This is a genomic window from Reichenbachiella sp., from assembly GCF_039969095.1.
GTDB lineage: Bacteria > Bacteroidota > Bacteroidia > Cytophagales > Cyclobacteriaceae > Reichenbachiella.
This window is the reverse complement of the sequence record NZ_JBDVOL010000013.1, coordinates 317008-340891: the sequence shown is the minus strand read 5'-3', so window position 1 is coordinate 340891 and position 23884 is coordinate 317008. Positions and strand designations below refer to the sequence as shown.

Here is a 23884-nt window from a genome sequence, read left to right as displayed (position 1 = left end):
AGCTTAGCCTATGATTTCATTTCTTGTGCTTTCGACATTGCTTGAAATGTCATCTAGTTGACCTTTTGTAATTCCTATAGCCGGATCTACGCCTTCGTATATGATTTTCATAAACTCTAACAAAGGTCTTACTGATTCAATGTCAGGGTCTTCAGCATATTTTGAAGCAAACTCAGCCAATTTGATGGCTGATTTCTTTTGCTCTGCCACAATGTTGAGCATTCTAGGGTCGTAATCACTAGAAATAGCCAATTGGCAAGTAATGTATATGCCTTCGATCCAGCTACCAGCGACTACTAAGAAAGACATTTTGTCTTGTCCAGCCTTGTTAAGTTCAGTGTATGTGTTGTAAAATGATTTTGTAACGATAAGAATCAAAGAATCTTTATTGTCAAGATTTTTCTCAACTCGTGCCACCATATCATCATCAAATACACCTGGGATTGACAAACCATCGATGAGTACTTTAGAAGCCTTCAGCATTTGCATGGTTTCTTCTTGGCTATTGTAAGTACAAGCATAACTTAAGTCAGCTCCATAAATACCCAAATTCAGTGCCTTGTCTCTTTGGGTTTCGTATTTATCTACATTATCGATTGGATTGGTAATATTCCATACGAATGCTGCCCCTGCATCTTGTAGTAATTCTGTTACTTCGAATGAGGTCGGAATCGGGTATTCAAATTCTTTCTTTACTTTTTCTTTTACATTTTCTAAAGTCGCTTTTTCAGCTTCATCAGATTTTTTACCTGAACTGCAAGCAACAATTGTAGTCGCAAGCATGGCGATACATAGGATATTTAGAATATTTTTCATGGTATTGATTTAAAGGTCATCTCTTAACAATTGAGGCAATTTAAAAGATTGGAATAGAAAAGTAAAGCCAAATCAAAAATTTGATCTGGCTTCGTCAAGTGTGATAAGTTTATATTTTTTTTACAGCGCTATTTATTCATTCGCGGCACTATATATGGCATCCAATAGACCGTTTTGTTTTTTATCATTCCGAAGCTCCCAAAACATAATACCACCCAGTCTTTTTTCTTTCGCATACTGAACTTTTGCAACTAATGACTTAGGGTCATCATAGGTCGCGAACTGGCCAAGGCTTTCGCTGTAAGCGTAAGGTGCCATGGAAGTACTGTCCCAAAAGATTTGAAATCCGTTATCAGCGGACAATGTGCTGTCCAGATTGGGGTAACCGATTCCTTTTAGGAATTTTCCTGATTGGTATAGGCCGCTGTTCTCTTTTGCAACATTTTCCCAAACTCGAGCATAAAAAGCAGCGCCAATTACAATTTTCTCACTGGGTACGCCTATTGAATCAAGAAATTGAACCGCATAATCCGTAGATACTTCTTGTGATGGATTGGAGAAAAGAGCAGTGTGATGGCCAGTTTCTGTACTATATCCATTGATCAAGTCGTAAGACATCAAGTTGACACGATTAAAAAGGGGCATTACCTTATCCCATTCTACAGATTCAATAAGAAATTGATCGAAGCCACCAGCGGCAAAGCTGAGTTCATACTGATCACCTAAAACCGCTCGCAGTTCTACCACTAAGGCAGTAAAATTTTGTTTGTCTTCAGGTTTGAATGTATGGCCGGGGAAACCTTCGATGGCAGGATATTCCCAGTCCAAGTCAATTCCATCTGCGTTATAAACTTGGAGCATATCTTTTACTGAAGCCGCAAATACTTTTCTATTTTCATCGCTAGAGAATACGGACGAGCAAGTTTCACAGCCTCCCCAACCTCCAAGCGAAACCAATACTTTTAAGTCTGGGAATTGTTTTTTTAGCGCAGTGATCTGTAGCAGAGATAGACTGTCTTCAGCATTATCTATGGTCAGCTGATTGCCTTTGAGGTGCATAAAACTGAAAATAATTTGATCCAATTTATCAATAGGGTAGTCTGATATATCTGAGCCACTGCCACTGTAGTAGGCAATAATATCAAAAGATGACTCATCAACTTCTTCAATTGCTTCTTGTGGTGCGTCTTTAGTGCTACACGCAGACCCTAAAAGTACCATGCCAACAAGAATTAAAAAATGCTTCTTAATATTCATATATGATTTTTAAAAATGAAAAATGAATTCATCATGCCTTCTTGATGAAGGTAAATCATAAGAATAACTTGAAGAAAGGTATTCGCTGAACAGAAGATTTGTATATCTGAATGGGACTTATAAGCTACTCATCCCAAAGATTAGAAACCGTGTAATCAGATCCGGGCAAGGCGAAAAATTCTCCTGTCACATACCTGAAGTGCTTGTCTAACGAATTGATTGAATCCATCTCATCCGAGGAAAGTTTAATATTGGCTGCTTCTTGGTTTTGCTTGAGTCTGCCTTCGTTGGTTGATTTTGGGATCACTACGGTATCTCGATTGACGGCCCAGGCAACAAGAATTTGAGCAGGCGAATATCCGTGTTTTTCAGCTATTTTTTTAATAATGGGGATCTCAAATAAATCAGGTTCGTTGTCTGCTTTCATTTGAGCAGCACGATCACGTGATCCAAGAGGAGAGTAAGCGGTGACTACAATGTTTTCTTCTTTGCAGAATTGGAGCAATTCTTTTTGCTGGAGGAGAGGATGCAACTCTACTTGATTAACCTCTATTTTTTGTGTCGCCGATAAGTTGACTTGTTTAATTTTCTTGACACTAAAATTAGAAACACCAATATGTTTCGTCAAACCAGCTGATTGAACACTTTCCATGCCTCTCCAGGTATCTTCTAGCGGAATATCTGAAAGGCTAATCAATCCACTTGCATCTTGTGGAAAGATGACATCTTTGCGATGCGCCACCGGCCAATGTATAAGATAAAGGTCTAGATAGTCCAATTGCAAGGACTTAAGTGTGATATTTAAACACTCTTTTACTTCAGCTTCATGATGATGGGTATTCCATAGTTTGGATGTGATCCACAGCTCTTCTCTGTTGACTTCTCCAGTCATGATAGCGTCATTCAGAGCAGCGCCGATTTCCACTTCGTTTTGATAGATATATGCACAATCAAAATGCCTATAGCCTACTGAGATCGCCGTACGAATCGCTTTGTAAACTTCTCCGGGTTCAGACTTCCAAGTGCCAAGCCCTAAGGCGGGCATTTGATCACCGTTACTCAATGGATATGTTTTCATAAAACAGATTTTATCTAAAAGTACAAGTTTTCTTAACAGAGTAAAAATGTAATGACACAAAAAAACCTCTTGAGTAAGCTCAAGAGGTTTTTATTATATTCTAATATTACTTTTTAGAAATTGAACTTAAATATCCATTCTCCGTCAACTACAAGAACTCTACCAGAGCCACTAGTACTAACATCAAAAGTCAATTCTAAAGCATTCTTACCTACACTCATGGACATATCAGTCCCATCGCTTCTAGATACAATTGTACCTGTATCATTACCGAATTCCCAATTGCCAGAAGCAGGCCAAACTAAAAGTTGGTCTCCTGTAGCGGTAGTTGTATATGAACCACCATCCTGATTTCCAGAAAATGTCACAGTAAACCCATCCCAGTCGATGTCACCATTATTTCCATCTAATTTGGCACTAGATACTGTTGCTGTACCTTGAACAAGTAATTCTGCCTGATCTGAAAGAGTAGTATCTTCTTCTTCTCCTCCATCATCATCTCCTCCACAGCTCGCCATTGCTACTACGAGTGATAGGAACAAGGAGTACTTAAAAATGTTTACAAAATGTTTCATTGTTGTTGTGTGTTTTAAAATTTATAAAATCCTAATCCATCAAAAATATACTTTTTTGGATATTATACCTAATAACCCGATTACATTTCGATCAAAAAATAATGAGAATGAATCGCTAACTGGGAAAACTTCGTAGAGTAATTTTGTTTAGGCATCTTTTTTCACAATAGTAGCCGTCATTTCGCCTTCACAGACCAATTTGCCTCCTACTTTTGCTGTGCCTTTCATTTTGGCAATTCCTCTTCGGATGGGGGCTAGTAATTCACATTGGATTTCGAGGGTATCACCTGGTAAAACCATTTTCCTGAATTTGAACTTTTCCACTCCTAAGAAGTAGGCCCAATAATTTTCTGGATCAGGCACTGAGGTGAGTACCAAAATACCACCGATTTGTGCCATAGCTTCAATTTGCAAAACCCCTGGCATGACAGGATTATCAGGAAAGTGCCCTTGAAAGAAAGGCTCATTAAAAGTCACATTTTTTATTCCTGCTACTGTCGTATCATCTTTATAATAAATTTTGTCTATCAAAAGAAATGGATAGCGGTGAGGTAAAATTTTCGTGATTTGATTGATGTCAAAAGCCGCTGGCATCGTTGGATCATATGCCGGAACTACGGATTCGGTTTTTTCCATACTAATATTATTAACAATTGTTTGATTTGATTTGCTGGCAATTTAGTGAAAATTCTAGAAGATGAGATTGAAGCAATCAAAATTAGAATGATCATTTTGGGTCTGGAATTTCACAAGCCCTACCCGTTAATAATTGACTTTCGGATCAATCCACCTCTGGCCAACAGAAAAAGTGTTTGGTTACGATCTTACTCATCGCTTTTATGTTTGGCAAATCCGTGGCTTTGACGATGTCTAGTGTGAGTCCTTTTTTGGTCAGGATTTTTATTTTTTGCCCACTAGAAATGTAAGCGGAGTTGCTGATTTGACCTGATCCAGTATAATATTCCAGCTCTTCAGCATTAAGCTTATATTGGTTTTGAACTTTGTTTTTCAATCTTTCCACCCACTCATCAAGTGGTCTTTCACTGGCCAGTATGATTTTAAAAATTTTCCGTTCCAACAGTTTGGTGCTTAAGCCCGATAAAACCGTGTCTTCATGCTCTCGCCAAAATTTCATAGAACCCCAGATATCACTGTCGTCTAACAAGGCAAATAGATCTAAGATTTCAGGGTCTTCATTGAAATGCTTCAATTCAATGTTGCGTTCCAATAGCATTTTTAATGCAGGAGTGGCTTCTACTTTTACTCCGTGCTGCGTGAGGTGCTTGGCTCTTTTGATCAATTTGATCAACATTTCTTCTCCACTCACGGCAGTTTTATGTAGATAAACCTGCCAGTACATGAGTCGTCGTGCACTCAAGAAATTCTCTATGCTATAGATGCCTTTTTCTTCGACTACAATTTCGTCGTCTTTCACATTCAGCATATTGATGATCCGTTCAGAACCTATATGGCCTTCTGAGACTCCAGTGAAATAGCTGTCACGTTTGAGGTAATCGAGCCTATCAATATCAAGCTGGCTAGAAACCAATTGGTAGAAAAATTTTCTTGGGTATTGGTTGGTGAAAATTTGCAACGCAGTGGTTAGGGCACCATTGAATTCCTGATTAAGTCTTTCAAAGAAAAGGACTGATATTTTCTCATGCGTAACGTTGTTGAGCAGATTAAACTCTAGCGTATGTGAGAATGGGCCATGTCCGATATCATGTAGTAAAATAGCAATCAGACAAGCTTCAAATTCATCATCGGAAATATCTACTCTTTTTGAGCGTAGGCTATACAACGCTTGTTGCATCAAATACATTGAACCAATAGCATGATGGAATCGGGTATGCAAAGCGCCAGGGTAAATAAGACTGGTAAGCCCAAGCTGTTTGATCTGTCGCAGACGCTGAAAGAAGGGGTGTTCAATGATTTCAAAAATCAGATCATTCGGAATGGTGATAAAGCCATAGACCGGATCATTGATGATTTTGTTTTTGTTAGTCGTCAAATTGAGATACGATTAGTAGGTAGTTGTGTGCGGTTTCCCTTATTTTGAACCATCGTGCAAATTAATTGTTCGAATTATTCAAAGAAATATACAATATGCGAAATTATGAAATATTATGGGCTGATGATGAGATTGATCTTTTAAAGCCCCATATACTTTTTTTGAATAATAAAGGATACAATGTCACTGGAGTGAATAGTGGCTCGGATGCATTGGATGAAATGAATAAAAATGTTTTCGACGTTGTCTTTTTGGACGAAAATATGCCTGGGCTGACGGGATTGGAAACTTTGGCGGAAATTAAAACTCATCATCCCAATGTACCTGTGGTTATGATTACCAAAAGTGAAGAGGAGCATATCATGGAGGAGGCGATAGGTGCAAAGATTGCCGACTATTTGATAAAACCATTGAATCCCAATCAAATCTTGCTTTCTGTAAAGAAAATACTAGATAATAAACGTCTGGTGACGGAAAAAACCAACATGAGTTATCAGCAAGATTTTAGAAACATTAGCTCTGCTGTGAATGAAAACTTGGATTTTCAGGAGTGGATAGATGTTTATAAAAAGATGGTTTATTGGGAATTGGAAATTGATGAAACAGAAGAGCGAGCAATGGCAGAAGTGCTCAATATGCAAAAAGACGAAGCTAATTCTGAGTTTTGTGATTTCATTACCTCTAATTATGCGACTTGGCTAAATGATCCTAACGCTGAGAAACCTCTTTTGTCACATCGAATTATGCGAGAGCAAGTATTTCCTTTGCTTGAGGATAAGAAACCCGTGTTTTTCTTTTTGATTGACAATTTGAGATATGATCAATGGGAAATATTAGAACCCATTATTTCTGAATACTACAACGTAGAAAAAGAGGTGCCTTTTTACGCCACATTGCCTACAACTACAGCCTACTCAAGAAATTCAATATTCAGCGGTATGCTTCCTGATGAAATGGCCAAAAAGCATAGTGATATTTGGATATCTGAGGATGGTGAAGAGGGAAAAAATATGCAGGAAGAAGAATTCCTAAGAAGAAACTTGAAGAGAAATAACCATGACATCAGTTTTTCTTATCATAAAATTCTGCAAAAGCAGCAAGGACGTCAGTTGGTTACGAACATCAATAACTTGCTAAATAATGACCTGAATGCCATTGTTTATAATTTTATTGATGTCCTTTCGCACGCCAGAACGGATATGAAAATGATACGTGAATTGGCGCCAGATGAGCCAGCCTATAGATCATTGACCTTGTCTTGGTTTAAGCATTCTACGCTATTAGAATTGCTTCAAATTTTAGCTCAGAAAGATGTTAAAGTAATTATTACTACGGATCATGGAACGATCCGAGTGAAAAAGCCTTTTAAAATCGTAGGAGACAAGAAAACAAACACTAACCTTCGGTACAAAGTGGGGAAAAACCTTAATGTAGATAATACAAATGGTGTTTTTATCTGTAGAAATCCAGAGGAAATTCATCTTCCAAAAGAAAATGTTTCAAGTTCATATATTTTCGGGATGAAGGATGATTTTTTCGTTTACCCCAATAATTTTAATCACTTTGTAAATTACTACAAGGATACTTTTCAGCATGGAGGTATATCTATGGAAGAAATGATTGTTCCTTTGATTCACTTAACCCCCAAGAGTTAAAAGCAGTGCAGTTAATATTATCCGATCTAGAGAAAATTGATAAGGTCGCACAGGAAATCATCAAATATGCTGGAAATGAAAAAATTTGGCTATTTGAAGGCGAAATGGGTGCAGGCAAAACGACATTGATCAAAGCCATTTGCAAGCAGTTAGGGATTGTAGATGACACCAGTTCACCCACTTTTGCTTTGGTAAATGTGTATGAAAATAAAAAGGAGCAAGAATTTTATCATTTTGATTTTTATAGGTTAGAAGAAGAGGTGGAAGCCATAGATATAGGAGCCGATGAATATTTCTACTCTGGCCGACCTTGCTTTATAGAATGGTCTGACAAGATACCCTCCCTAATCCCATCTAAAAACCTAAAAATTAGTATTAACTTAGATGCTGAAAGGAATAGAATTATCAGCCTAAGTAAGCATGAATAAGCAATTGATGGGAAGCGTATCCGCACTGGTGGAAGAATCAAAACTGTATCCTCAAGAGAAATTGGCGGCTATACGTACCTCCAACCAATCCTTGAATATTGGTATTCCAAAAGAGAATTCTACTTATGAAAATAGAGTGCCGCTAACGCCTAAAGCTGTGGCGGCATTGACCAATCATGGTCATAAAGTCCTTATAGAGACAGGTACAGGCAATGCAGCTAATTTTTTTGATAAAGAATATACAGAAGCTGGGGCTAATATTACCAAAAGTGCAAGTGAGGTATTTAAATCTGACATTATTATCAAAGTAGAGTTTCCGACAAAAAAGGAAATTGAAATGATGAGTATGGGCAAAACCATCATTTCTACGATTCATGCTGACAAAGATTTGGGTCAAAGGCTTTCTTTGTTGAATGAAAAGAAAGCAACAGCCATAGGTTATGAATTCATAGAAGATCAGATTGGGGGATTGCCCATAGTAAGAGCTATGAGCGAAATAGTGGGAGCAGTGGTGATACCTACAGCTGCAGAATATCTCACGACCAACCAAGGCGGAATAGGAATTATATTGGGTGGAATCACGGGAGTTCCACCAACAAACGTAGTGATATTGGGAGCTGGTACGGTTGCTGAATATGCTGCCAGAACGGCCTTAGGTTTAGGGGCATCGGTGAAAGTGTTCGACAGACATTTGTACAAATTGCATAGACTGAAGCACATTTTGTCTTCTCCTGTCTTTACTTCTACCATTGATCAAGTGGCCTTAAAAAAAGCATTGATGGAAGCTGATGTAGTGATAGGTGCCGTTCGGGCTGATAAAGGCACACTTAAGAAAATAGTGAGTGAAGATATGGTCAAAGCCATGAAAAGCAGTGCCGTAGTTGTTGATGTGAGTATTGATGAAGGTGGCTGTTTTGAAACTTCTAAACCCACTAATTTGAAAAATCCTGTATTTGAAAAGTTTGGAGTTAAGCACTATTGTGTACCCAATATAGCTTCTAAAGTACCAAGGACTTCTACTAAAGTTTTAAGCAACATCTTTACTCCAATCCTCAATAATATTGCGAATAGTGGAGGTGTGGATCAAATGATTTTTGAGAATAAATGGTTTATGAAAGGTGTGTATACCTACAAAGGATACATGACCAATTATCATTTGTCGGAAAAATTCAAGTTAAGATTCAAGGATCTTAATCTGCTAATGGCAGCAAGATTTTAGAATTTATTTTCCTTCGTTACATTCAGCCAAAGCTTTTTCAGCTTCATCTGCCCTACGTCTTGCAGTAGTAGCTTGTTCTTTAGAAAAATCTGCAAGTTTGATTTGTTCTGTTAGCTGAGCTTTAGATTCCATAAGCTCTTTTTTGAGTTGTTCATTTTCCGCTTCTAACTCGCCAGAGCAAGATGATGCGGCAAAGGCAACGACTAAAGTACTTGCCAGGATGGTGAGTTTAAAATTCATTCTAAAAAGGATTGATTTGTATATTTCTTTAAAGTAGTTATAAAATAGAATACTTCCAATGAAAGTTTTTGTTTTTGAGTTTAAATTATAGTTGAGCTTCTAATATTGCTATTTTGGCTTCGGCATCTGCTTTTTTCTTGCGCTCCATAGCAATGACTTGCTCAGGCGCGTTATTTACAAATCTGTCGTTGTTTAATTTCTTGTCAATACCAACTATAAACCCTTTGAGCCTTCCTATTTCTTTCTTGGCATCTTCTTTTTGATCTTCCGCGTTGGCATGTTCACCAAGCGGAATGAAAAATTCATTTCTATTGACAATAAAACTCGAGGCGTTCTCTACTTTTTCGTTAGAATATGCAATAGAACTGATGTTTGCCAGTTTCTGAATGACTACTTCATGTCGATTGAATCTACTGGAATCTTCTGAATTAATGATCAGTTGTAATTCTGTTTTAGGAGATATTCCAAAGTTATTTCTGATATTTCTAGATTGTGAAATGATTTCAAATACCTCTGCGGTTAGTTCCAACTCTTCCTTTTTGATTGAGGCAACAGCTGGCCACTTTGCTATGATCAAGTAATCATTCTCACTTCTGTCTTTGATGTTTTTCCATATTTCTTCTGAAATAAAAGGCATGAAAGGATGTATCATGCGCATCAATTGCTCAATGAATCCGATGGCTTGATTTATTGTTTTTTGATCTGTAGGTTGCCGATAAGCGGGCTTAATCATCTCTAAATACCAAGAGCAGAAATCATCCCAAACCAGCTTGTATGTTGCCATTAAGGCTTCTGACAATCTAAATTTGGAGAATAAATCATTGATTTCCTCTAGAGCTTCATTGAATCGGTTTTCAAACCATGTAGCGGCTACAGCAGCGGCTGGATCTTGAGGAATATCTTTTACTTCCCATGATTTAATCAATCTAAAGGCATTCCAAATTTTGTTTGAAAAATTTCGACCTTGTTCGCAAAGTTTCTCATCAAAAAGCAAGTCATTTCCTGCAGCAGAACTCAAAAGCATGCCTACTCTAACTCCATCGGCTCCGTATTTGTCCAAAAGTCCAAGTGCATCTGGGGAATTCCCTAAAGATTTGGACATTTTTCGACGCTGAAGGTCACGTACCATTCCTGTGAAATATACTTTTTCGAATGGCTTGTCTTTACCAAATTCATAGCCAGATATGATCATTCTTGCCACCCAGAAGAAGATAATATCCCACCCGGTTACGAGTACTTGTGTAGGGTAGTAATACTTGTATTCTTCATTTTCTGGATTTCTGAACCCATCAAAAACAGAGATAGGAAGCAAAGCGCTGCTAAACCAAGTGTCAACAACGTCTTCATCGCGCTTTAAGTCATTCATGGTGAGTGACTGATCTCCTGAATCTTTTTTGGCCATTGCCAGTGCTTCTTCTGGCGTTTTTCCTACTGCCACTCCATCTTGGCCATAGTAATAAGCAGGGATTTGTTGTCCCCACCAAAGTTGTCTTGAAATGGGCCAGTCTTTGATATTCTCTAACCAGTGTTTGTAGGTGTTTTTGAATTTTTCTGGGAAGAATTCAATGTTGTCGTTCATGACATTTTCTAGTGCTGGAGTCACTAGTTTTTGCATGTCTACAAACCATTGCAAAGAGAGTTTTGGTTCAATGGCAGTATCAGGGTTTCTTTCAGAGAAACCAACTTTATGTCTCAAATTCTCAGTTTTAACTAAGCTTCCAAGATTTTTTAATTCTTTTGAAATGAGTTTTCTAGCACTTTCTCGAGATTCACCAATATAGAATTGCGCTTTTTCATTGAGCGTGCCGTCGTCATTTAGAATGTCAATAGTTTCAAGATTATGCTTTTGACCCAAATCATAATCATTGGTATCATGAGCTGGCGTTACTTTCAGACAGCCTGTTCCAAATTCAATATCAACATAGTCATCTTCAATAATTGGAATTACTCGGTTTACCAAAGGTACAATTGCCTTTTTGCCTTTTAGATGGGTGTACCTTTCATCACTAGGATTGATACAAATGGCTGTGTCGCCTAAAATAGTTTCAGGACGTGTGGTTGCGATAGTTACAAACTCATCAGACCCCTCAATGGCGTACTGAACATGATAAAGTGCTGCATCAACCTCTTTAAAAATCACTTCTTCATTAGAAATGGTTGTTTGGGCAGTTGGATCCCAGTTCACCATTTTATAATCTCTATATACAAGTCCTTTTTTGAAATAGCTAATAAACACTTCCTCTACGGCTTCAGAATTTTTCTCGTCCATTGTAAAGAATGTTCTATCCCAATCGCATGAAGCACCGAGTCTTTGCAATTGATTCAAGATAATTCCACCATATTTCTCTTTCCATTCCCAGGCATGAGATAAGAACTCTTCGCGGCTAAGGTCAGATTTTTTTATCCCTTGTTCTCGAAGCATACCGACTACTTTCGCTTCAGTGGCAATTGATGCGTGATCTGTGCCAGGGATCCAACAAGCCTCTTTGCCTTCCATTCTGGCTTTTCTAATCAGTACATCTTGAATGGTATTGTTGAGCATGTGACCCATGTGAAGAAGTCCTGTCACATTTGGAGGAGGAATAAGAATAGTATAAGGTTCTTTATCAGGGTTGGGTTCTGAATGAAAAAAACCTTTATCTAGCCATTCTTGGTAGATTTTTCCTTCAACTTCTGCTGGATTGTATTTTGTAGAAATGGACATTGCTCGTCATTAAAAAAATTGAACGGCAAAATTATAAAAATTAAGCGCATAGCCACTTTTTTTAGTCGGTAATGTGGCTGTGAACTCGAATCAAATGAAAATAAAAAAAGAATACTTTTCAGTATTCCTTTTTGAATATTTGTTATCCGTTAAAATTAGGACTCTTCGGCCACAGGAGTTTCTTCTTCTACGCCGTTTATTTTATTACGAATACCTAATTCCATTTCTTCCATGAGTTCAGGATTATCAAGTAATAAATTCTTTACTGAATCACGACCTTGACCTAATTTGTTTCCTTTGTATGAGAACCAAGAACCTGCTTTGTTGATAATGCTAAGCTCTACTCCCAAATCGATAATTTCTCCTACTTTCGAAATGCCTTCCCCATACATAATATCAAACTCAACCACTTTAAACGGAGGGGCAACTTTGTTTTTCACCACTTTCACTCTGGTTCTATTACCAAGAACGTTATCAGCACTTTCTTTAATCTGCCCAATTCTCCGTATGTCTAGACGAACAGAAGAATAAAACTTAAGTGCATTACCACCAGTGGTAGTCTCAGGATTCCCGAACATCACACCTATCTTTTCTCGAAGCTGATTGATGAAAATACATGTACAACCTGTTTTGTTGATGGCTCCAGTTAGTTTTCTTAAAGCCTGGCTCATTAATCGAGCCTGAAGCCCCATTTTACTTTCGCCCATTTCTCCTTCGAGTTCTGCCTTAGGTACAAGTGCTGCAACCGAATCAATGACAATAATGTCAATGGCACCAGAACGAATCAAATGTTCGGCGATTTCAAGCGCTTGCTCACCATTATCTGGTTGAGAAATGAGGAGGTTTTCTGTGTCAATCCCTAGTTTTTCGGCATATACTTTATCGAATGCGTGCTCGGCATCTATAAAAGCTGCCATGCCACCTTGTTTTTGTGCTTCTGCAATGCAGTGTAGGGTAAGTGTCGTTTTACCTGAAGATTCAGGGCCGTAGATTTCTACGATTCTACCTCTCGGTACACCTCCTACTCCCAAAGCAATATCTAGACTAATTGAGCCAGTCGGAATAGAAGGGATGTCAACCACTACATTATCAGATAATTTCATTACAGCTCCCTTACCATAAGATTTTTCAAGTTTATCTATGGTTAGTTGAAGTGCTTTCAGTTTCTCAGTATTTTCACTCATTATGAGGTGTTTTTCTAGTTCTATAAATCATGTGCAATTTATTTGAATTTTGTAATTATTCATGATTTCACACATTTCATTAATAATAAAAATATTAGCAAATATATAGTTATTAAAATTACAATTGGAAGTAAATACTAAAAAAATTAGCAATAAGCATATTGAATTTTTATGCTTTGCTATTGAGTATATGGGTTTATGGTGTTTAGTTTTGACAAAAGACACTTGAATGAATAAAAACTTAAAATTCCTTTTAATCTCCTTTTTAATAATAGGTGCTATTTTAAAACATGAAATGATCAGCTATTTGTACATGCAAGGTAAAGGGCAGTTTGAAGTGCTTTGGAAAGCCAAACCAATAGAAGATTTATTGAATGATGATTCTGTAAGTGAAGAACTTAAAATCAAGATTTTATTAATTGAGGAAATAAAATCTTTTGCTAAGGTTGAATTAAGCCTAGATTCTGATGGTTTATACACTACTCTTTATGGCCAGCAAGGGAAAGATATTTTATGGAATCTTACTGCATGCGAACCCTACGCATTAAAATCTGTGGAGTGGACTTTCCCAATAGTTGGTTGTGTTTCATACAAAGGATTTTTCGACTTGGATATAGCAAAAAGAGAAGAACAAGAATTAATAGGAAAAGGATTTGATACGCGTATTAGACCAGTGAATGCTTGGTCAACTTTGGGATGGTTTTCAGACCCAATCCTTTCTAATAATTTGGACAGAAGCAATGGAGGCATTGCAGAGTTATTTATTCATGAAATAACACATGGCAATATCTTCCTTAAAGATTCAATAACCTTTAATGAAAATTTGGCATCTTTTATTGGTGAGCAAGGTGCTATGTTGTTTTTGAAGAAAAAATTTGGCCCTGAGAGTGCAGAATTAAAAGAGTACTATCAATCAGAAAGAGATGCTCAACGCTTTATTAATCATTGTTTGAAAGGCGTATTGGAACTGGATTCCTTGTATCAATCATTTCCTGAAGATATGGAGACTGCCAAAAAAGATGAGATTAAAAAGTTATACATGACCCATTGGGCAGCCAGATTAGACTCGATTTCTTTTTTTGATAAAACAGCTTATCATGGTCGATTTGATAAAAAACTACCGAATAATGCATTTTTCATGGCATTTGATCGCTATGACTCAAAAAAGGAAGCATTTGCTCAGCAGCTAAAATTTGAGTTTAACGATGATTTAAAGGCTTTTATTCGGTTTTATAAGGAACAATAGTCTTTGAATTAATTATATTTCCTTTGTATTAAATAATTGTTATGTCTTTCTGTAACTCAAGTATTAGTAATTAATATTTGAGAATTTGCGTGAAGAAATTATTAATTCAAATTTCACAGTTATAAGATAATTACATTCTAATATGTCAGGGAATAAAAAAATCCTAGTAGTAGATGACGAAGTTGATATTCTAGATCTATTGAAATACAATCTAGAGAAGGAAGGGTATCAAGTAGAGGTGGCGGATAATGGAATTAAAGGAGTGGAGATTGCTCAGAAATTTATTCCCGATTTAATTCTTTTGGATATCATGATGCCAGGACAAGATGGTGTAGAAACTTGCCGACAAGTCCGTGAGATCAAATCTCTTTCAAACACTTTTGTGCTCTTTTTGACTGCTCGAGTAGAGGAGTACTCTGAAATTGCAGCATTCGATAGCGGAGCAGATGACTATTTGACAAAACCCATAAAACCGCGTGCATTGATGAGTCGAATCAATGCCATTTTCAGACGTTCTAGCAAGGATATAGATGTCGAAGAGAAAATTACAGCAGGCGATTTGGTTATTGATAGACAAAGTTATTTAGTCTCACAAAACGATAAAGAGTTTACGCTACCTAAAAAGGAATTTGAGTTGTTGTTCTTTTTAGCTCAACACCCAGGCAAAGTTTTTAGCCGAGATGATTTGTTGGTTAACATTTGGGGAACGGACGTATTTGTGTTAGCTAGAACAGTGGATGTTCATATTAGAAAAGTGCGAGAAAAAATTGGAGATGGCTATATTACTACAATTAAGGGCGTAGGGTATAAATTTGAGCTTGACTAATCACAATTGAATGTTATTGAATTCTAGGGGACTGGCTCTGGTATTGGCTGCAAGCATTGCAGTCATCATAGGAGCAAGTTTAATACTTGTGCCAGACCTTCCTGCATACGTTTTTTGGCTCATTCCTATTATTTGTTTTGGAACAAGCTACATCCTTATTAATGTAGTTCTTGAGTTTTTGTTTTTCAAGGAATTGAGAAACATCTATGACATGTTCGAGAAAATCAGAAATAATAATTTAGCCACATTAGAACCTAAGAGAACATACGGGCACAGTTCTTTGAATCAAATTCAACAAGAAATTTACTCTTACGCCCATGTAAAACAGTCCGAAATTGAAGAGTTAAAGCAAATGGCGAAGTTCAGGCGTCAATTTCTGGCAGATGTCTCTCATGAACTCAAAACGCCAATTTTTGCGGCGCAGGGATTTGTTCACACACTCTTAGATGGTGCCATAGACGACAAGTCTATTAGAATGAAATTCCTCAAAAAGGCAGCAAAAAACCTAGATGGCTTAGATGCACTTGTTCAGGACCTGTTAACTGTATCACATATGGAAGCAGGAGATATTACCATGCAATTTGAACCAACTAATATTTGCACAGTAGTAGAGGAGATTTTTGATCAACTTGAAGAGCGTGCAGCAAAAAAAGGAATCGAATTAGAGCTGAAAAGTGATCAGGACAAAATTTTGGTTTTAGCAGATAATCAAAGAATTCATCAAGTGTTTGTCAATTTGGTATCGAATGCTATAAAATATTCGGATGAGAATGGGGATGTTAGCGTCACCTTGAAACCGAATATTGACAAATTGGACATTATAGTCAAAGACAATGGGATTGGTATCCCATCAGAGCATTTGAATCGCGTCTTTGAGAGATTTTATAGAGTGGACAAAAGCAGATCAAAGGCGCAAGGAGGTACTGGATTAGGACTTTCCATCGTGAAGCATATCGTTGAAGCCCATTCTAGCGAAATCAAAGTGGTGAGTAATGTAGGAGAAGGCTCCTCATTTAGTTTTGAATTAGACCTCTATAAATCAGAGTAGAATTCAAAGCTTCCTTTCTTTATTAATTAAATTCATCTGTACTTTGCCTCATGAAGAAAAATGTTTGGAATGCGGAAGATCTGGTTGTCTATGATGATGACAACTATACCATTATTAATAAGCCCGCTCATTTATCTACACTTGAAGATAGAAACGATAGTGCCAATGTATTAAAGTTGTTTAGAGCTATAGATGATAATTATCAAGTCTGCCATAGATTGGATAAGGAAACTAGTGGAGCTTTACTTTTGGCTAAAAACGAAGAGGCCTTCAAAGTAGCCGCATTGCAGTTTCAAGAACGAAAGGTTGAGAAAGTTTATCACGCATTAGTCAAGGGCAGATTTATGAATGAAGTTATTCAAGTTGATGTACCATTGAGGACATCAGGGTCAGGACGTGTTCTGTGTGATAAAAGATCGGGCAAAGAGGCCGTGACTTTATTAAGGCCAAAGCACTTTTTTAAAGATTATACCTTAGTTGAAGCCAAGCCAATAACAGGAAGGACACACCAAATCAGAGTGCATCTTGCTTATCTTAATTTTCCTATTTGCGGTGATGAATTGTATGGAGGTGAACCTATATTTCTTTCATCAATTAAAAAAGGGTTTAAATCTAAGCCAAACCAAGAGGAGAGACCGTTATTTAATCGCGTCGGGCTTCATTCGCGCAGTATAAAACTAACAAACGTTAATAAAAATATTATTTCGTGTAATTGCGATTATCCAAAGGATATGGACATTATTTTGGAAAAGCTTAGTAAGTTCAATTAGTATTTTACAAAAAATAGAATATTATACTCATATCTTGAAGAAATGAAATGTCGCCAATTGATGAGAGCCTTCAAATAATTTTAATAATGTTTCATAAATGTTGTCAAAATGATAATATTGCGAGTACTATAATTGTCGATATTAGAATAGTAGCAATTCTAATGCTGGTGATTGAATTATATTGAAATAAAGAATTAAACCAATTTTTGGCAGTATTTGCTGAAAGATTTTTTATTTTATTTTTAACTAAACCATATTTTATTATGAGAAAACTATTACTGATTTTCTTGTTCGTGTCAGGCTTGATAGCACAAGCCTCCGCACAGGACAGGACGGTTTCTGGTAAAGTGACATCCGCTGAGGATGATTCAACACTTCCGGGAGTGACAGTTGTGTTGAAAGGCACGACTACAGGTACTACCACAGATTTAGATGGTAATTACAAATTGTCCGTTCCAGGAGATGGCGGAATTCTTGTTTATTCTTTTGTGGGTCTTGCTACTCAAGAAATTGAGATTGGAGCAAGAAGTGTGATCGATCTTGTGATGCAACCTGATGCTCAGCAACTTTCAGAGGTTGTTGTAACTGCGTTTGGTGTTGAGCGAGAAGAAAAATCGCTTGGTTATTCTGTTCAAGAATTGGATGGTGATAATCTTACTGAAGCAAGAGAAAACAATATTGTTAACGCTCTTTCAGGTCAAATTGCTGGTGTACAAGTAACAAACGGCTCTGGAAACGTTGGATCTTCAAGTAGAATTGTATTAAGAGGCCCTTCTTCTTTGACTGGAGAAAATCAGCCACTTTTTGTTGTGGATGGAATTCCGATCAACAACACAAACTATAGAACAGATGCAACTACTGCAGCATTTGGTGGTGCAGATATGCCAAATGGAGCTTCTGATATTAACCCTGATGATATTGAAACAATTTCAGTATTGAAAGGTGCAAATGCAGCAGCTTTATATGGCTCTAGAGCAGCAAATGGTGTGATTCTTATCACAACTAAAAAAGGTAAAGGAACTAAAGGAATTGGAGTTTCAATTAACTCAAACGTTACTTTCCAAAATCCTTTGAAATTACCTAGCTATCAGAATTCTTATGGTGGAGGATATGATCCTAATTATTATGAGTGGGTAGATGGAACACACGGAAGTGGTGGAGCAGATGAAAGTTGGGGACCAGCATTGGATCAAGGATTAGAATTTAGACAATTCACAGATCAAGATGGATCAGCCAGTCCTTGGGTTTCTAGACCTGATAATGTGAAGGATTTCTTCGAAACAGGAGTAACTCTAACTAATAACATTGCGCTTACAGGTGGGAATGACAAAGCTCATTTTAGACTTTCTTATACTAATTTAGATCAGAGCGGTATGCTTTATAATACCGATATGAAGAGAAACACAGTCGCTGTAAGTGGTGGAGCTCAACTTACTGAAAAATTATCAACAGAAGCATCTATTAACTATGTGAAATCTGGTTCTGATAATATTGCAGGAGGTGGATATGATAATAACAACTCAATGCAGCAGTTTACTTGGTTTCAAAGACAAGTTGATATTGCAGCTTTGAAAGATTACAAAAATCTTCCTCTTAATTCAGGTGGAACTTCAGCTGATGGTACGCCATTGAACTGGAATACAAACTTTAATAACAACCCATATTGGGTGTTGGACAACAATACCAACTCATTCTCTAAGACTAGAGTTTTTGGTAATGTAAAAATCAATTATGCTATTACCGACTGGTTAAGCGTAATGGTTAGGTCTGGTACTGATTTCTTCACTGATTTACAAGAATATCAAAGAGCGCATAACTCAAATGATTTTCCTAATGGATTTTATGAGGAGTATGCTAGAACTTGGCAGGAGACGAATTCTGATTTTGCATTGACTTTCAACAAAGATTTCAATGAAGATTTTGGTGTCACTGTAATGGGTGGAGGAAATTTAAGAAAGGAGACATACTCTAGAAATATAATGACTGCTGATGAATTAGAGATTCCAGGTACATATACTATAGCAAACTCAGCTTTGCCTATCGTAGCTAGTAGCTTTGATTCGGAAAGAGCTATGCAAAGTTTGTATGGAACAGCGCAGTTTAGATTCAGAAATTATGTGTTTTTGGATGTAACAGCAAGAAATGACTGGTCAAGTACATTGCCAGAAGCAAATAATTCATTCTTCTATCCTTCTGCTTCTGTAAGTGCGATTGTGTCTGATATTTTAGATATTCAGTCAAACGTATTGTCATTTGCAAAAATTAGAGCGAGTTGGGCACAAGTAGGATCTGATACGGATGCATTTCAAGTGCAGGATGTATTTACTTTGAGAGATGATAAATGGAATGGATCTGTTACTCAAGCGACAAGAGCTCAAAAATTATTGAACCCAGATTTGAAGCCTGAAATTACAACGTCTATTGAATTTGGAGTTGATTTAAGATTCTTGAATGATAGATTCGGAGTTCAAGCAACATATTTTGACGCAACAAGTACAGATCTAATTGTAGAAGTTGATGTTTCTGGTGCTTCTGGATATACTTCAAAAGTTTCGAATGTTGGAGAAATGAATAATAAAGGTATTGAACTACAGTTGAATGCAACTCCACTTAAAATTGGAGATTTCACATGGGATATTGTAGCAAACTATGCCAGAATTAGAAATGAAGTTGTTACTCTAGGAGGTGTTGATAACCTAAGATTAGATGGCCAATGGAATGTGGACGTAGTTGCAAGACCAGGAGAATCTTACCCTGCACTATATGGACCTGATTTCCAAAGAGATAGTGATGGGAATGTAATTCATTCAAACGGACTACCTCAAAAGGATCCTACAAGTAAAGTATTAGGTTCTGCTTTCCCTGATTGGACTGGTGGAATTAGCAATACTTTCAGCTTTAAAGGGATTAGCCTTGGCGTATTAGTAGATGCTAAGATTGGTGGTGAAATATACAGTATGACCAACGCATGGGGACGTTATGCTGGTATCTTGGAAGAAACACTAATCGGACGTGAAGACGGTATTGTTGGTGTTGGTGTGATGCAACAAGGTGTAGATGGTGATGGAGATCCTATTTATGTTCCAAACAATGTAGTTGCAGACGCTCAGTCTTACAATCACGCATCATTTGGCAATAATGTTGCTTACGGATCTGTGTTTGATGCGAGCTATGTTAAACTTCGTCAAATCATCCTTGGTTACAAATTACCAAGCGCATGGTTAGAAAACACACCATTTACATCAGTAAGTGTTTCTGCAGTTGGTAGAAATTTGGCAATATTATACTCTAAGGCACCACATATTGATCCAGAGACTGGATTTAGTAATGGTAATGGCCAGGGTATTGAGCATGCGCAAATTCCTTCTGCTAGAAGCATTGGGTTCAATGTGAATCTTAAGTTTTAAGCTTTAAACGATTTTAGATATGAAATTTAAAATAAATTATAAAATATTGTCTTTGTGCCTATTAACCATATTTGCGGTTTCGGCATGTACAGATGACTTTGAGGAAATGAACACAAACCCTAATGGGCCTGTAGTCATTCCTTCGGATCTTGTTTTAGCAGGTATTATTGAAACAACTGCTGATCGACTTTTTGATACTTTTCATGGTGGAGATATGGCAACATGGTCTCAACAGTTTGGTAAAGTACAGTATAACGATGAAGAGCGTTATAGCCCGAGAGCTACAGTATTGAACAATACATGGAATGGATTTTTCTCTGTAGGCTTAACTGATGCAAAGGAAATGGCAGTTTTAGCTAGAGCAGAAGGAAATGAGGCTAATATTGGAGTTGCTTATGCTCTTCAAGCCTACTTGTATTCTTTACTGGTTGAAATGTACGGACCAATTCCTTTCACTGAATCAATTTTAGCTTCAGAAGGTAATACTACTCCTGCTTATGATGATGAACAAACTGTCTATGAAGGTTGTATTGCATTACTAGATAGTGCAGTAACTAAACTTCAGGGTGAAGGAACCATTAGTGCAGCTCAGGACATTATGTACGAAGGAGATGCTGGCAAATGGATGAAGTTTGCAAATTCTTTGAAATTCAGATTGTTGATGAGAATGGCAAGTGCAGGAGAGAACGTAAGTAGCGATCTTCAAGCAGTTGTAAACAGTGGTGTACATTTCACTTCAAATGATGACAATGCTCAATTGAATTATTTGTCTACTAATCCTAACGCCAATCCATTATGGAATGACGTTATTTTTGGTACGAGAAGTGAGTGGAAGATTAACCAAACGATTGTCCAGTTGATGGAAGGTTTGGCTGATCCTAGGCTAAATGTTTATGCACAACCTAATGACGCTGGAATTATCAGAGGTGTTGCTCCAGGTATTATTAATCCTACAATTAATGGATTTGATTATGTGAATACTTCGGCACTTGGGGAATATATTTTAGCTCCAGACGCACCAGGTGTTTTTATGTCTTATTCTGAATTGATGTTTTTAGTAGCTGAAGCTGCCAAAAGAGGATACATTTCAGGAGGTGATGCTACAGCTCAAGCGTCATACGAAGCGGGTATTGCTGCTTCTTTTGATACGTATAACGGGTTCAAGAATGCTGATGGTTCTACAATCGCAATTGATGCTACTTCCTATATGAGTAGTTCTGCGGTTGCATACAGTTCTGCAACTGCGTTGACTCAAATTGCAACTCAGAATTATATTGCTTTATTCGGACAAGGCCAAGAAGCTTATACAGAATGGAGACGAACTAAAATTCCTGTTCTACCTTCAATTGCAGATCCATTGGCTGATTTAGCTGGAGATGGTATTCCTACAAGGTATACATATCCTACTGATGAGCAGACTTTGAATGCAGCTAATTATAACGCAGCCTCAAAGATGCTTGATGGTGGGGATGAATTAGATTCACCGCTTTGGTTTATGAACTAATCTTAATTTTAAATTAGTAAGAAAGATGAAAAACATATTATATATATATATTCTGGCTTCTGCTGTTCTATTCTCGTCTTGTAATGATAGCGAGGATTTGATGACAGATGGAGCTATGGAAGGTGCTATTTTGAATATTTCAGGATCAAGTGGTTCATTGGCAGGTGCTCCTGCAGCTGGTATGGATTTGGCAGATGCTGAGATTGAATTCCAATTAGCTGAATTGAATTACAACATTGGCTTTGAAGGTAATTCAGGATTAAATGTTGATAAATTAATTGTCACAAAAACTTACGATGGTCAAACTGTCGAAGTGGCTGAGGCTAATGGTGGAAAGAATGGCTCTTTGAGCGTTGAGTATTCCTCATTGTCTGATTATTTAGAAGGGTTTGATGGTGTTTCTGAATCAGATCTAAGAATTGGTGATGTGATAGCTTTCAAAACCGTTATCGTAATGAATGACGGTAGAGAACTTGATTACCCAAGTGGTAACTTGAGTATTGGTATCTCTTGTCTTGCAGACTTGTCTGGAACGTACATGATGACTAACACAGTATGTCCTACTTCTCCAAGTTTGCCAAGAGAGGTTACAATTACCAAAAATGCAGATGGTAGTTGGCATTTAACTCGTGCAGATGGTGGATTATTAAGTACTTGCTCTACGAATACAACGTTATTGAATGCAGGTAACATCATTGAGCAATGTGGAGAAATACTTCCTAGTATCGATCTTGATTTTGGTTCTGCTGGTGGAAGTTATGACATTGGTGATATTGCAGGAGGAACATGGGATGCCGCTTCTGGTACACTTACGATGGAGCATACGCAGTCATTTTTCTCATGGGCAGGTGCATCGTACACATCTACCTACGTTAGACAATAATTTTTGACTTTTAATCATATCAATATGAAATTGAATAAATTAAAATACATCATTCCAGTGGCTCTGTTAGGCTTTGTGCTTTGGAGCTGCGATGAGAGTGACAATACGGGAGATTCTGGATTGACTCCAAATAATCCTTCTGTAGATATTACCGCATTGAGTAATTCGTTTACTATCGATGAGCAGGATACTACGTTTGTAATTACTGCAACATTGAGTGAAGCTGCTATCGTTGATATTAGCTTAGATGTAAATACCAGTGGTACAGCAACTGAAGATGAGGATTATGAATTAAGTGCGCATCAAATGATTATACCACGAGGTAGCCTTACTACTTCTATGGAGGTGATCATTCATGCAGATGAAGTAACGGCAGAAGAGGATGAAACGCTTATCGTTAGTATTGGAGATGATACTAATGCAAATGCACGGATTACTACTACTGAATTTAGTTTTACACTAAACAATGCTTTGGATTTTGCAGTGAACGACTACGTAGAGATCTCACTTTCTTGGGATAATGGTGAATTGGCTCCAGATGGTTCTTCTTCGTACTGTGATGTTGTAGATTTCGATATTTACATTTTACCTGACGGTTCTGGCAGTACTGCTGATGATGTGACAGGAGGAATGGCTACAGGTTCTTGTCCTGAAAGTTCTGATTTGGATCTTGCCGATGGAACTTATAACATCTATAAGTCTTTGTGGAAGAGTACTACTTCTACAGCAGGTACTGTAGATTGGGGTGAGTTAAGTTTTGATGTTCCAATTACTGTTACAATTACTCGATATAATAATGACGGTACGATTGACGGACAAACGTCATGGACTGAAGGAGCTGATGAAACAATTACTACAGCAGCTGCGAATCATAACTTGTTTTTCGGTGTAGGTAACTTAATTGTATCTGATGGAAACTATTCATTTGAATCTCCTGCAGGTGATACTACAGGTGAGGTGAAAATTGATAATTCTGTTAATTATCATGTCGAATAGTCGATTAGATTATTAATTAATATACTAAAAGAGGTTG

The 23884-nt window shown here is 37.3% G+C and carries 19 protein-coding genes and 1 pseudogene; 11 read left to right on the top strand and 9 right to left on the bottom strand.

Annotated elements, in window-relative coordinates:
• Positions 1-3 precede the first annotated feature (3 nt).
• The 6 genes and pseudogenes from ABJH98_RS13950 to ABJH98_RS13925 all read right to left on the bottom strand — a co-directional run bounded on the left by ABJH98_RS13950 (position 4) and on the right by ABJH98_RS13925 (position 5737).
• Positions 4-816, bottom strand: coding sequence for a hypothetical protein (locus tag ABJH98_RS13950; RefSeq protein WP_348308306.1), 813 nt, complete (start codon positions 814-816; stop codon positions 4-6).
• A 132-nt stretch (positions 817-948) separates the two neighbouring features.
• The gene (locus tag ABJH98_RS13945) at positions 949-2073 is read right to left on the bottom strand and encodes a glycoside hydrolase family 18 protein (RefSeq protein WP_348308305.1); all 1125 of its coding nucleotides are present in this window, start codon (positions 2071-2073) and stop codon (positions 949-951) included.
• Positions 2074-2197: 124 nt separating this feature from the next.
• The gene (locus ABJH98_RS13940) at positions 2198-3151 is read right to left on the bottom strand and encodes an aldo/keto reductase (RefSeq protein ID WP_348308304.1); all 954 of its coding nucleotides are present in this window, start codon (positions 3149-3151) and stop codon (positions 2198-2200) included.
• Positions 3152-3264: 113 nt separating this feature from the next.
• Positions 3265-3726, bottom strand: a complete 462-nt coding sequence (locus ABJH98_RS13935; RefSeq protein WP_348308303.1) for a hypothetical protein — start codon at positions 3724-3726, stop codon at positions 3265-3267.
• A gap of 147 nt (positions 3727-3873) precedes the next feature.
• A pseudogene (gene fabZ, locus ABJH98_RS13930) lies at positions 3874-4347 on the bottom strand (3-hydroxyacyl-ACP dehydratase FabZ); the annotation flags it as partial.
• A 160-nt stretch (positions 4348-4507) separates the two neighbouring features.
• Positions 4508-5737 (bottom strand): HD domain-containing protein, encoded by a 1230-nt coding sequence (locus ABJH98_RS13925; protein ID WP_348308302.1) that lies wholly within the window; start codon positions 5735-5737, stop codon positions 4508-4510.
• 95 nt (positions 5738-5832) lie between these two features.
• On the opposite strand from ABJH98_RS13925, the gene ABJH98_RS13920 reads away from it, so the two are divergent.
• Genes ABJH98_RS13920 through ABJH98_RS13910 form a run of 3 tightly spaced genes read left to right on the top strand, consistent with a single transcriptional unit; the run spans position 5833 to position 9039 of the window.
• The gene (locus ABJH98_RS13920) at positions 5833-7392 is read left to right on the top strand and encodes a PglZ domain-containing protein (RefSeq protein ID WP_348308301.1); all 1560 of its coding nucleotides are present in this window, start codon (positions 5833-5835) and stop codon (positions 7390-7392) included.
• A gap of 5 nt (positions 7393-7397) precedes the next feature.
• The gene (gene tsaE / locus ABJH98_RS13915) at positions 7398-7820 is read left to right on the top strand and encodes a tRNA (adenosine(37)-N6)-threonylcarbamoyltransferase complex ATPase subunit type 1 TsaE (protein ID WP_348308300.1); all 423 of its coding nucleotides are present in this window, start codon (positions 7398-7400) and stop codon (positions 7818-7820) included.
• The gene (locus tag ABJH98_RS13910; protein ID WP_348308299.1) at positions 7813-9039 is read left to right on the top strand and encodes an alanine dehydrogenase; all 1227 of its coding nucleotides are present in this window, start codon (positions 7813-7815) and stop codon (positions 9037-9039) included. Before tsaE ends, ABJH98_RS13910 begins: the two co-directional genes overlap by 8 nt.
• Positions 9040-9042: 3 nt before the next feature.
• Here the strand turns inward: ABJH98_RS13910 and ABJH98_RS13905 are convergent, their stop codons facing one another.
• The 3 genes from ABJH98_RS13905 to recA form a co-directional block, all read right to left on the bottom strand.
• Positions 9043-9279, bottom strand: coding sequence for a hypothetical protein (locus ABJH98_RS13905; RefSeq protein WP_348308298.1), 237 nt, complete (start codon positions 9277-9279; stop codon positions 9043-9045).
• A gap of 85 nt (positions 9280-9364) precedes the next feature.
• The gene (locus ABJH98_RS13900) at positions 9365-11983 is read right to left on the bottom strand and encodes a valine--tRNA ligase (protein WP_348308297.1); all 2619 of its coding nucleotides are present in this window, start codon (positions 11981-11983) and stop codon (positions 9365-9367) included.
• 155 nt (positions 11984-12138) lie between these two features.
• Positions 12139-13167, bottom strand: a complete 1029-nt coding sequence (recA, locus tag ABJH98_RS13895; protein ID WP_348308296.1) for a recombinase RecA — start codon at positions 13165-13167, stop codon at positions 12139-12141.
• A gap of 229 nt (positions 13168-13396) precedes the next feature.
• Here recA and ABJH98_RS13890 point away from each other — a divergent pair, with 229 nt between their 5' ends.
• The 8 genes from ABJH98_RS13890 to ABJH98_RS13855 all read left to right on the top strand — a co-directional run bounded on the left by ABJH98_RS13890 (position 13397) and on the right by ABJH98_RS13855 (position 23847).
• Complete coding sequence (locus tag ABJH98_RS13890) at positions 13397-14413, top strand: aminopeptidase (protein WP_348308295.1); 1017 nt, start codon at positions 13397-13399, stop codon at positions 14411-14413.
• Positions 14414-14555: 142 nt separating this feature from the next.
• Positions 14556-15239, top strand: a complete 684-nt coding sequence (locus ABJH98_RS13885; protein ID WP_348308294.1) for a response regulator transcription factor — start codon at positions 14556-14558, stop codon at positions 15237-15239.
• Between the two features lie 10 nt (positions 15240-15249).
• Positions 15250-16287: an ATP-binding protein gene (locus ABJH98_RS13880; RefSeq protein WP_348308293.1), complete on the top strand. Its 1038-nt coding sequence runs from the start codon at positions 15250-15252 to the stop codon at positions 16285-16287.
• 50 nt (positions 16288-16337) lie between these two features.
• Positions 16338-17057: an RNA pseudouridine synthase gene (locus ABJH98_RS13875; protein WP_348308292.1), complete on the top strand. Its 720-nt coding sequence runs from the start codon at positions 16338-16340 to the stop codon at positions 17055-17057.
• A 263-nt stretch (positions 17058-17320) separates the two neighbouring features.
• The gene (locus ABJH98_RS13870; protein ID WP_348308291.1) at positions 17321-20464 is read left to right on the top strand and encodes a SusC/RagA family TonB-linked outer membrane protein; all 3144 of its coding nucleotides are present in this window, start codon (positions 17321-17323) and stop codon (positions 20462-20464) included.
• Positions 20465-20483: 19 nt separating this feature from the next.
• Complete coding sequence (locus tag ABJH98_RS13865) at positions 20484-21968, top strand: SusD/RagB family nutrient-binding outer membrane lipoprotein (protein ID WP_348308290.1); 1485 nt, start codon at positions 20484-20486, stop codon at positions 21966-21968.
• A gap of 25 nt (positions 21969-21993) precedes the next feature.
• Positions 21994-22851, top strand: a complete 858-nt coding sequence (locus tag ABJH98_RS13860; protein ID WP_348308289.1) for a hypothetical protein — start codon at positions 21994-21996, stop codon at positions 22849-22851.
• Positions 22852-22875: 24 nt separating this feature from the next.
• The gene (locus ABJH98_RS13855) at positions 22876-23847 is read left to right on the top strand and encodes a hypothetical protein (protein WP_348308288.1); all 972 of its coding nucleotides are present in this window, start codon (positions 22876-22878) and stop codon (positions 23845-23847) included.
• Positions 23848-23884 lie beyond the last annotated feature (37 nt).

What these genes read in the sequence shown, in the direction of transcription:
- ABJH98_RS13935 (WP_348308303.1), bottom strand. Translation starts at nt 3,726, where the DNA reads ATGAAACATTTTGTAAACATTTTTAAGTACTCCTTGTTCCTATCACTC.
- ABJH98_RS13890 (WP_348308295.1), top strand. Translation starts at nt 13,397, where the DNA reads ATGAATAAAAACTTAAAATTCCTTTTAATCTCCTTTTTAATAATAGGT.
- ABJH98_RS13870 (WP_348308291.1), top strand. Translation starts at nt 17,321, where the DNA reads ATGAGAAAACTATTACTGATTTTCTTGTTCGTGTCAGGCTTGATAGCA.
- ABJH98_RS13900 (WP_348308297.1), bottom strand. Translation starts at nt 11,983, where the DNA reads ATGTCCATTTCTACAAAATACAATCCAGCAGAAGTTGAAGGAAAAATC.
- ABJH98_RS13860 (WP_348308289.1), top strand. Translation starts at nt 21,994, where the DNA reads ATGAAAAACATATTATATATATATATTCTGGCTTCTGCTGTTCTATTC.
- ABJH98_RS13865 (WP_348308290.1), top strand. Translation starts at nt 20,484, where the DNA reads ATGAAATTTAAAATAAATTATAAAATATTGTCTTTGTGCCTATTAACC.
- ABJH98_RS13880 (WP_348308293.1), top strand. Translation starts at nt 15,250, where the DNA reads ATGTTATTGAATTCTAGGGGACTGGCTCTGGTATTGGCTGCAAGCATT.
- ABJH98_RS13885 (WP_348308294.1), top strand. Translation starts at nt 14,556, where the DNA reads ATGTCAGGGAATAAAAAAATCCTAGTAGTAGATGACGAAGTTGATATT.
- ABJH98_RS13940 (WP_348308304.1), bottom strand. Translation starts at nt 3,151, where the DNA reads ATGAAAACATATCCATTGAGTAACGGTGATCAAATGCCCGCCTTAGGG.
- ABJH98_RS13905 (WP_348308298.1), bottom strand. Translation starts at nt 9,279, where the DNA reads ATGAATTTTAAACTCACCATCCTGGCAAGTACTTTAGTCGTTGCCTTT.
- ABJH98_RS13855 (WP_348308288.1), top strand. Translation starts at nt 22,876, where the DNA reads ATGAAATTGAATAAATTAAAATACATCATTCCAGTGGCTCTGTTAGGC.
- recA (WP_348308296.1), bottom strand. Translation starts at nt 13,167, where the DNA reads ATGAGTGAAAATACTGAGAAACTGAAAGCACTTCAACTAACCATAGAT.
- ABJH98_RS13910 (WP_348308299.1), top strand. Translation starts at nt 7,813, where the DNA reads ATGAATAAGCAATTGATGGGAAGCGTATCCGCACTGGTGGAAGAATCA.
- ABJH98_RS13875 (WP_348308292.1), top strand. Translation starts at nt 16,338, where the DNA reads ATGAAGAAAAATGTTTGGAATGCGGAAGATCTGGTTGTCTATGATGAT.
- ABJH98_RS13945 (WP_348308305.1), bottom strand. Translation starts at nt 2,073, where the DNA reads ATGAATATTAAGAAGCATTTTTTAATTCTTGTTGGCATGGTACTTTTA.
- ABJH98_RS13950 (WP_348308306.1), bottom strand. Translation starts at nt 816, where the DNA reads ATGAAAAATATTCTAAATATCCTATGTATCGCCATGCTTGCGACTACA.
- ABJH98_RS13920 (WP_348308301.1), top strand. Translation starts at nt 5,833, where the DNA reads ATGCGAAATTATGAAATATTATGGGCTGATGATGAGATTGATCTTTTA.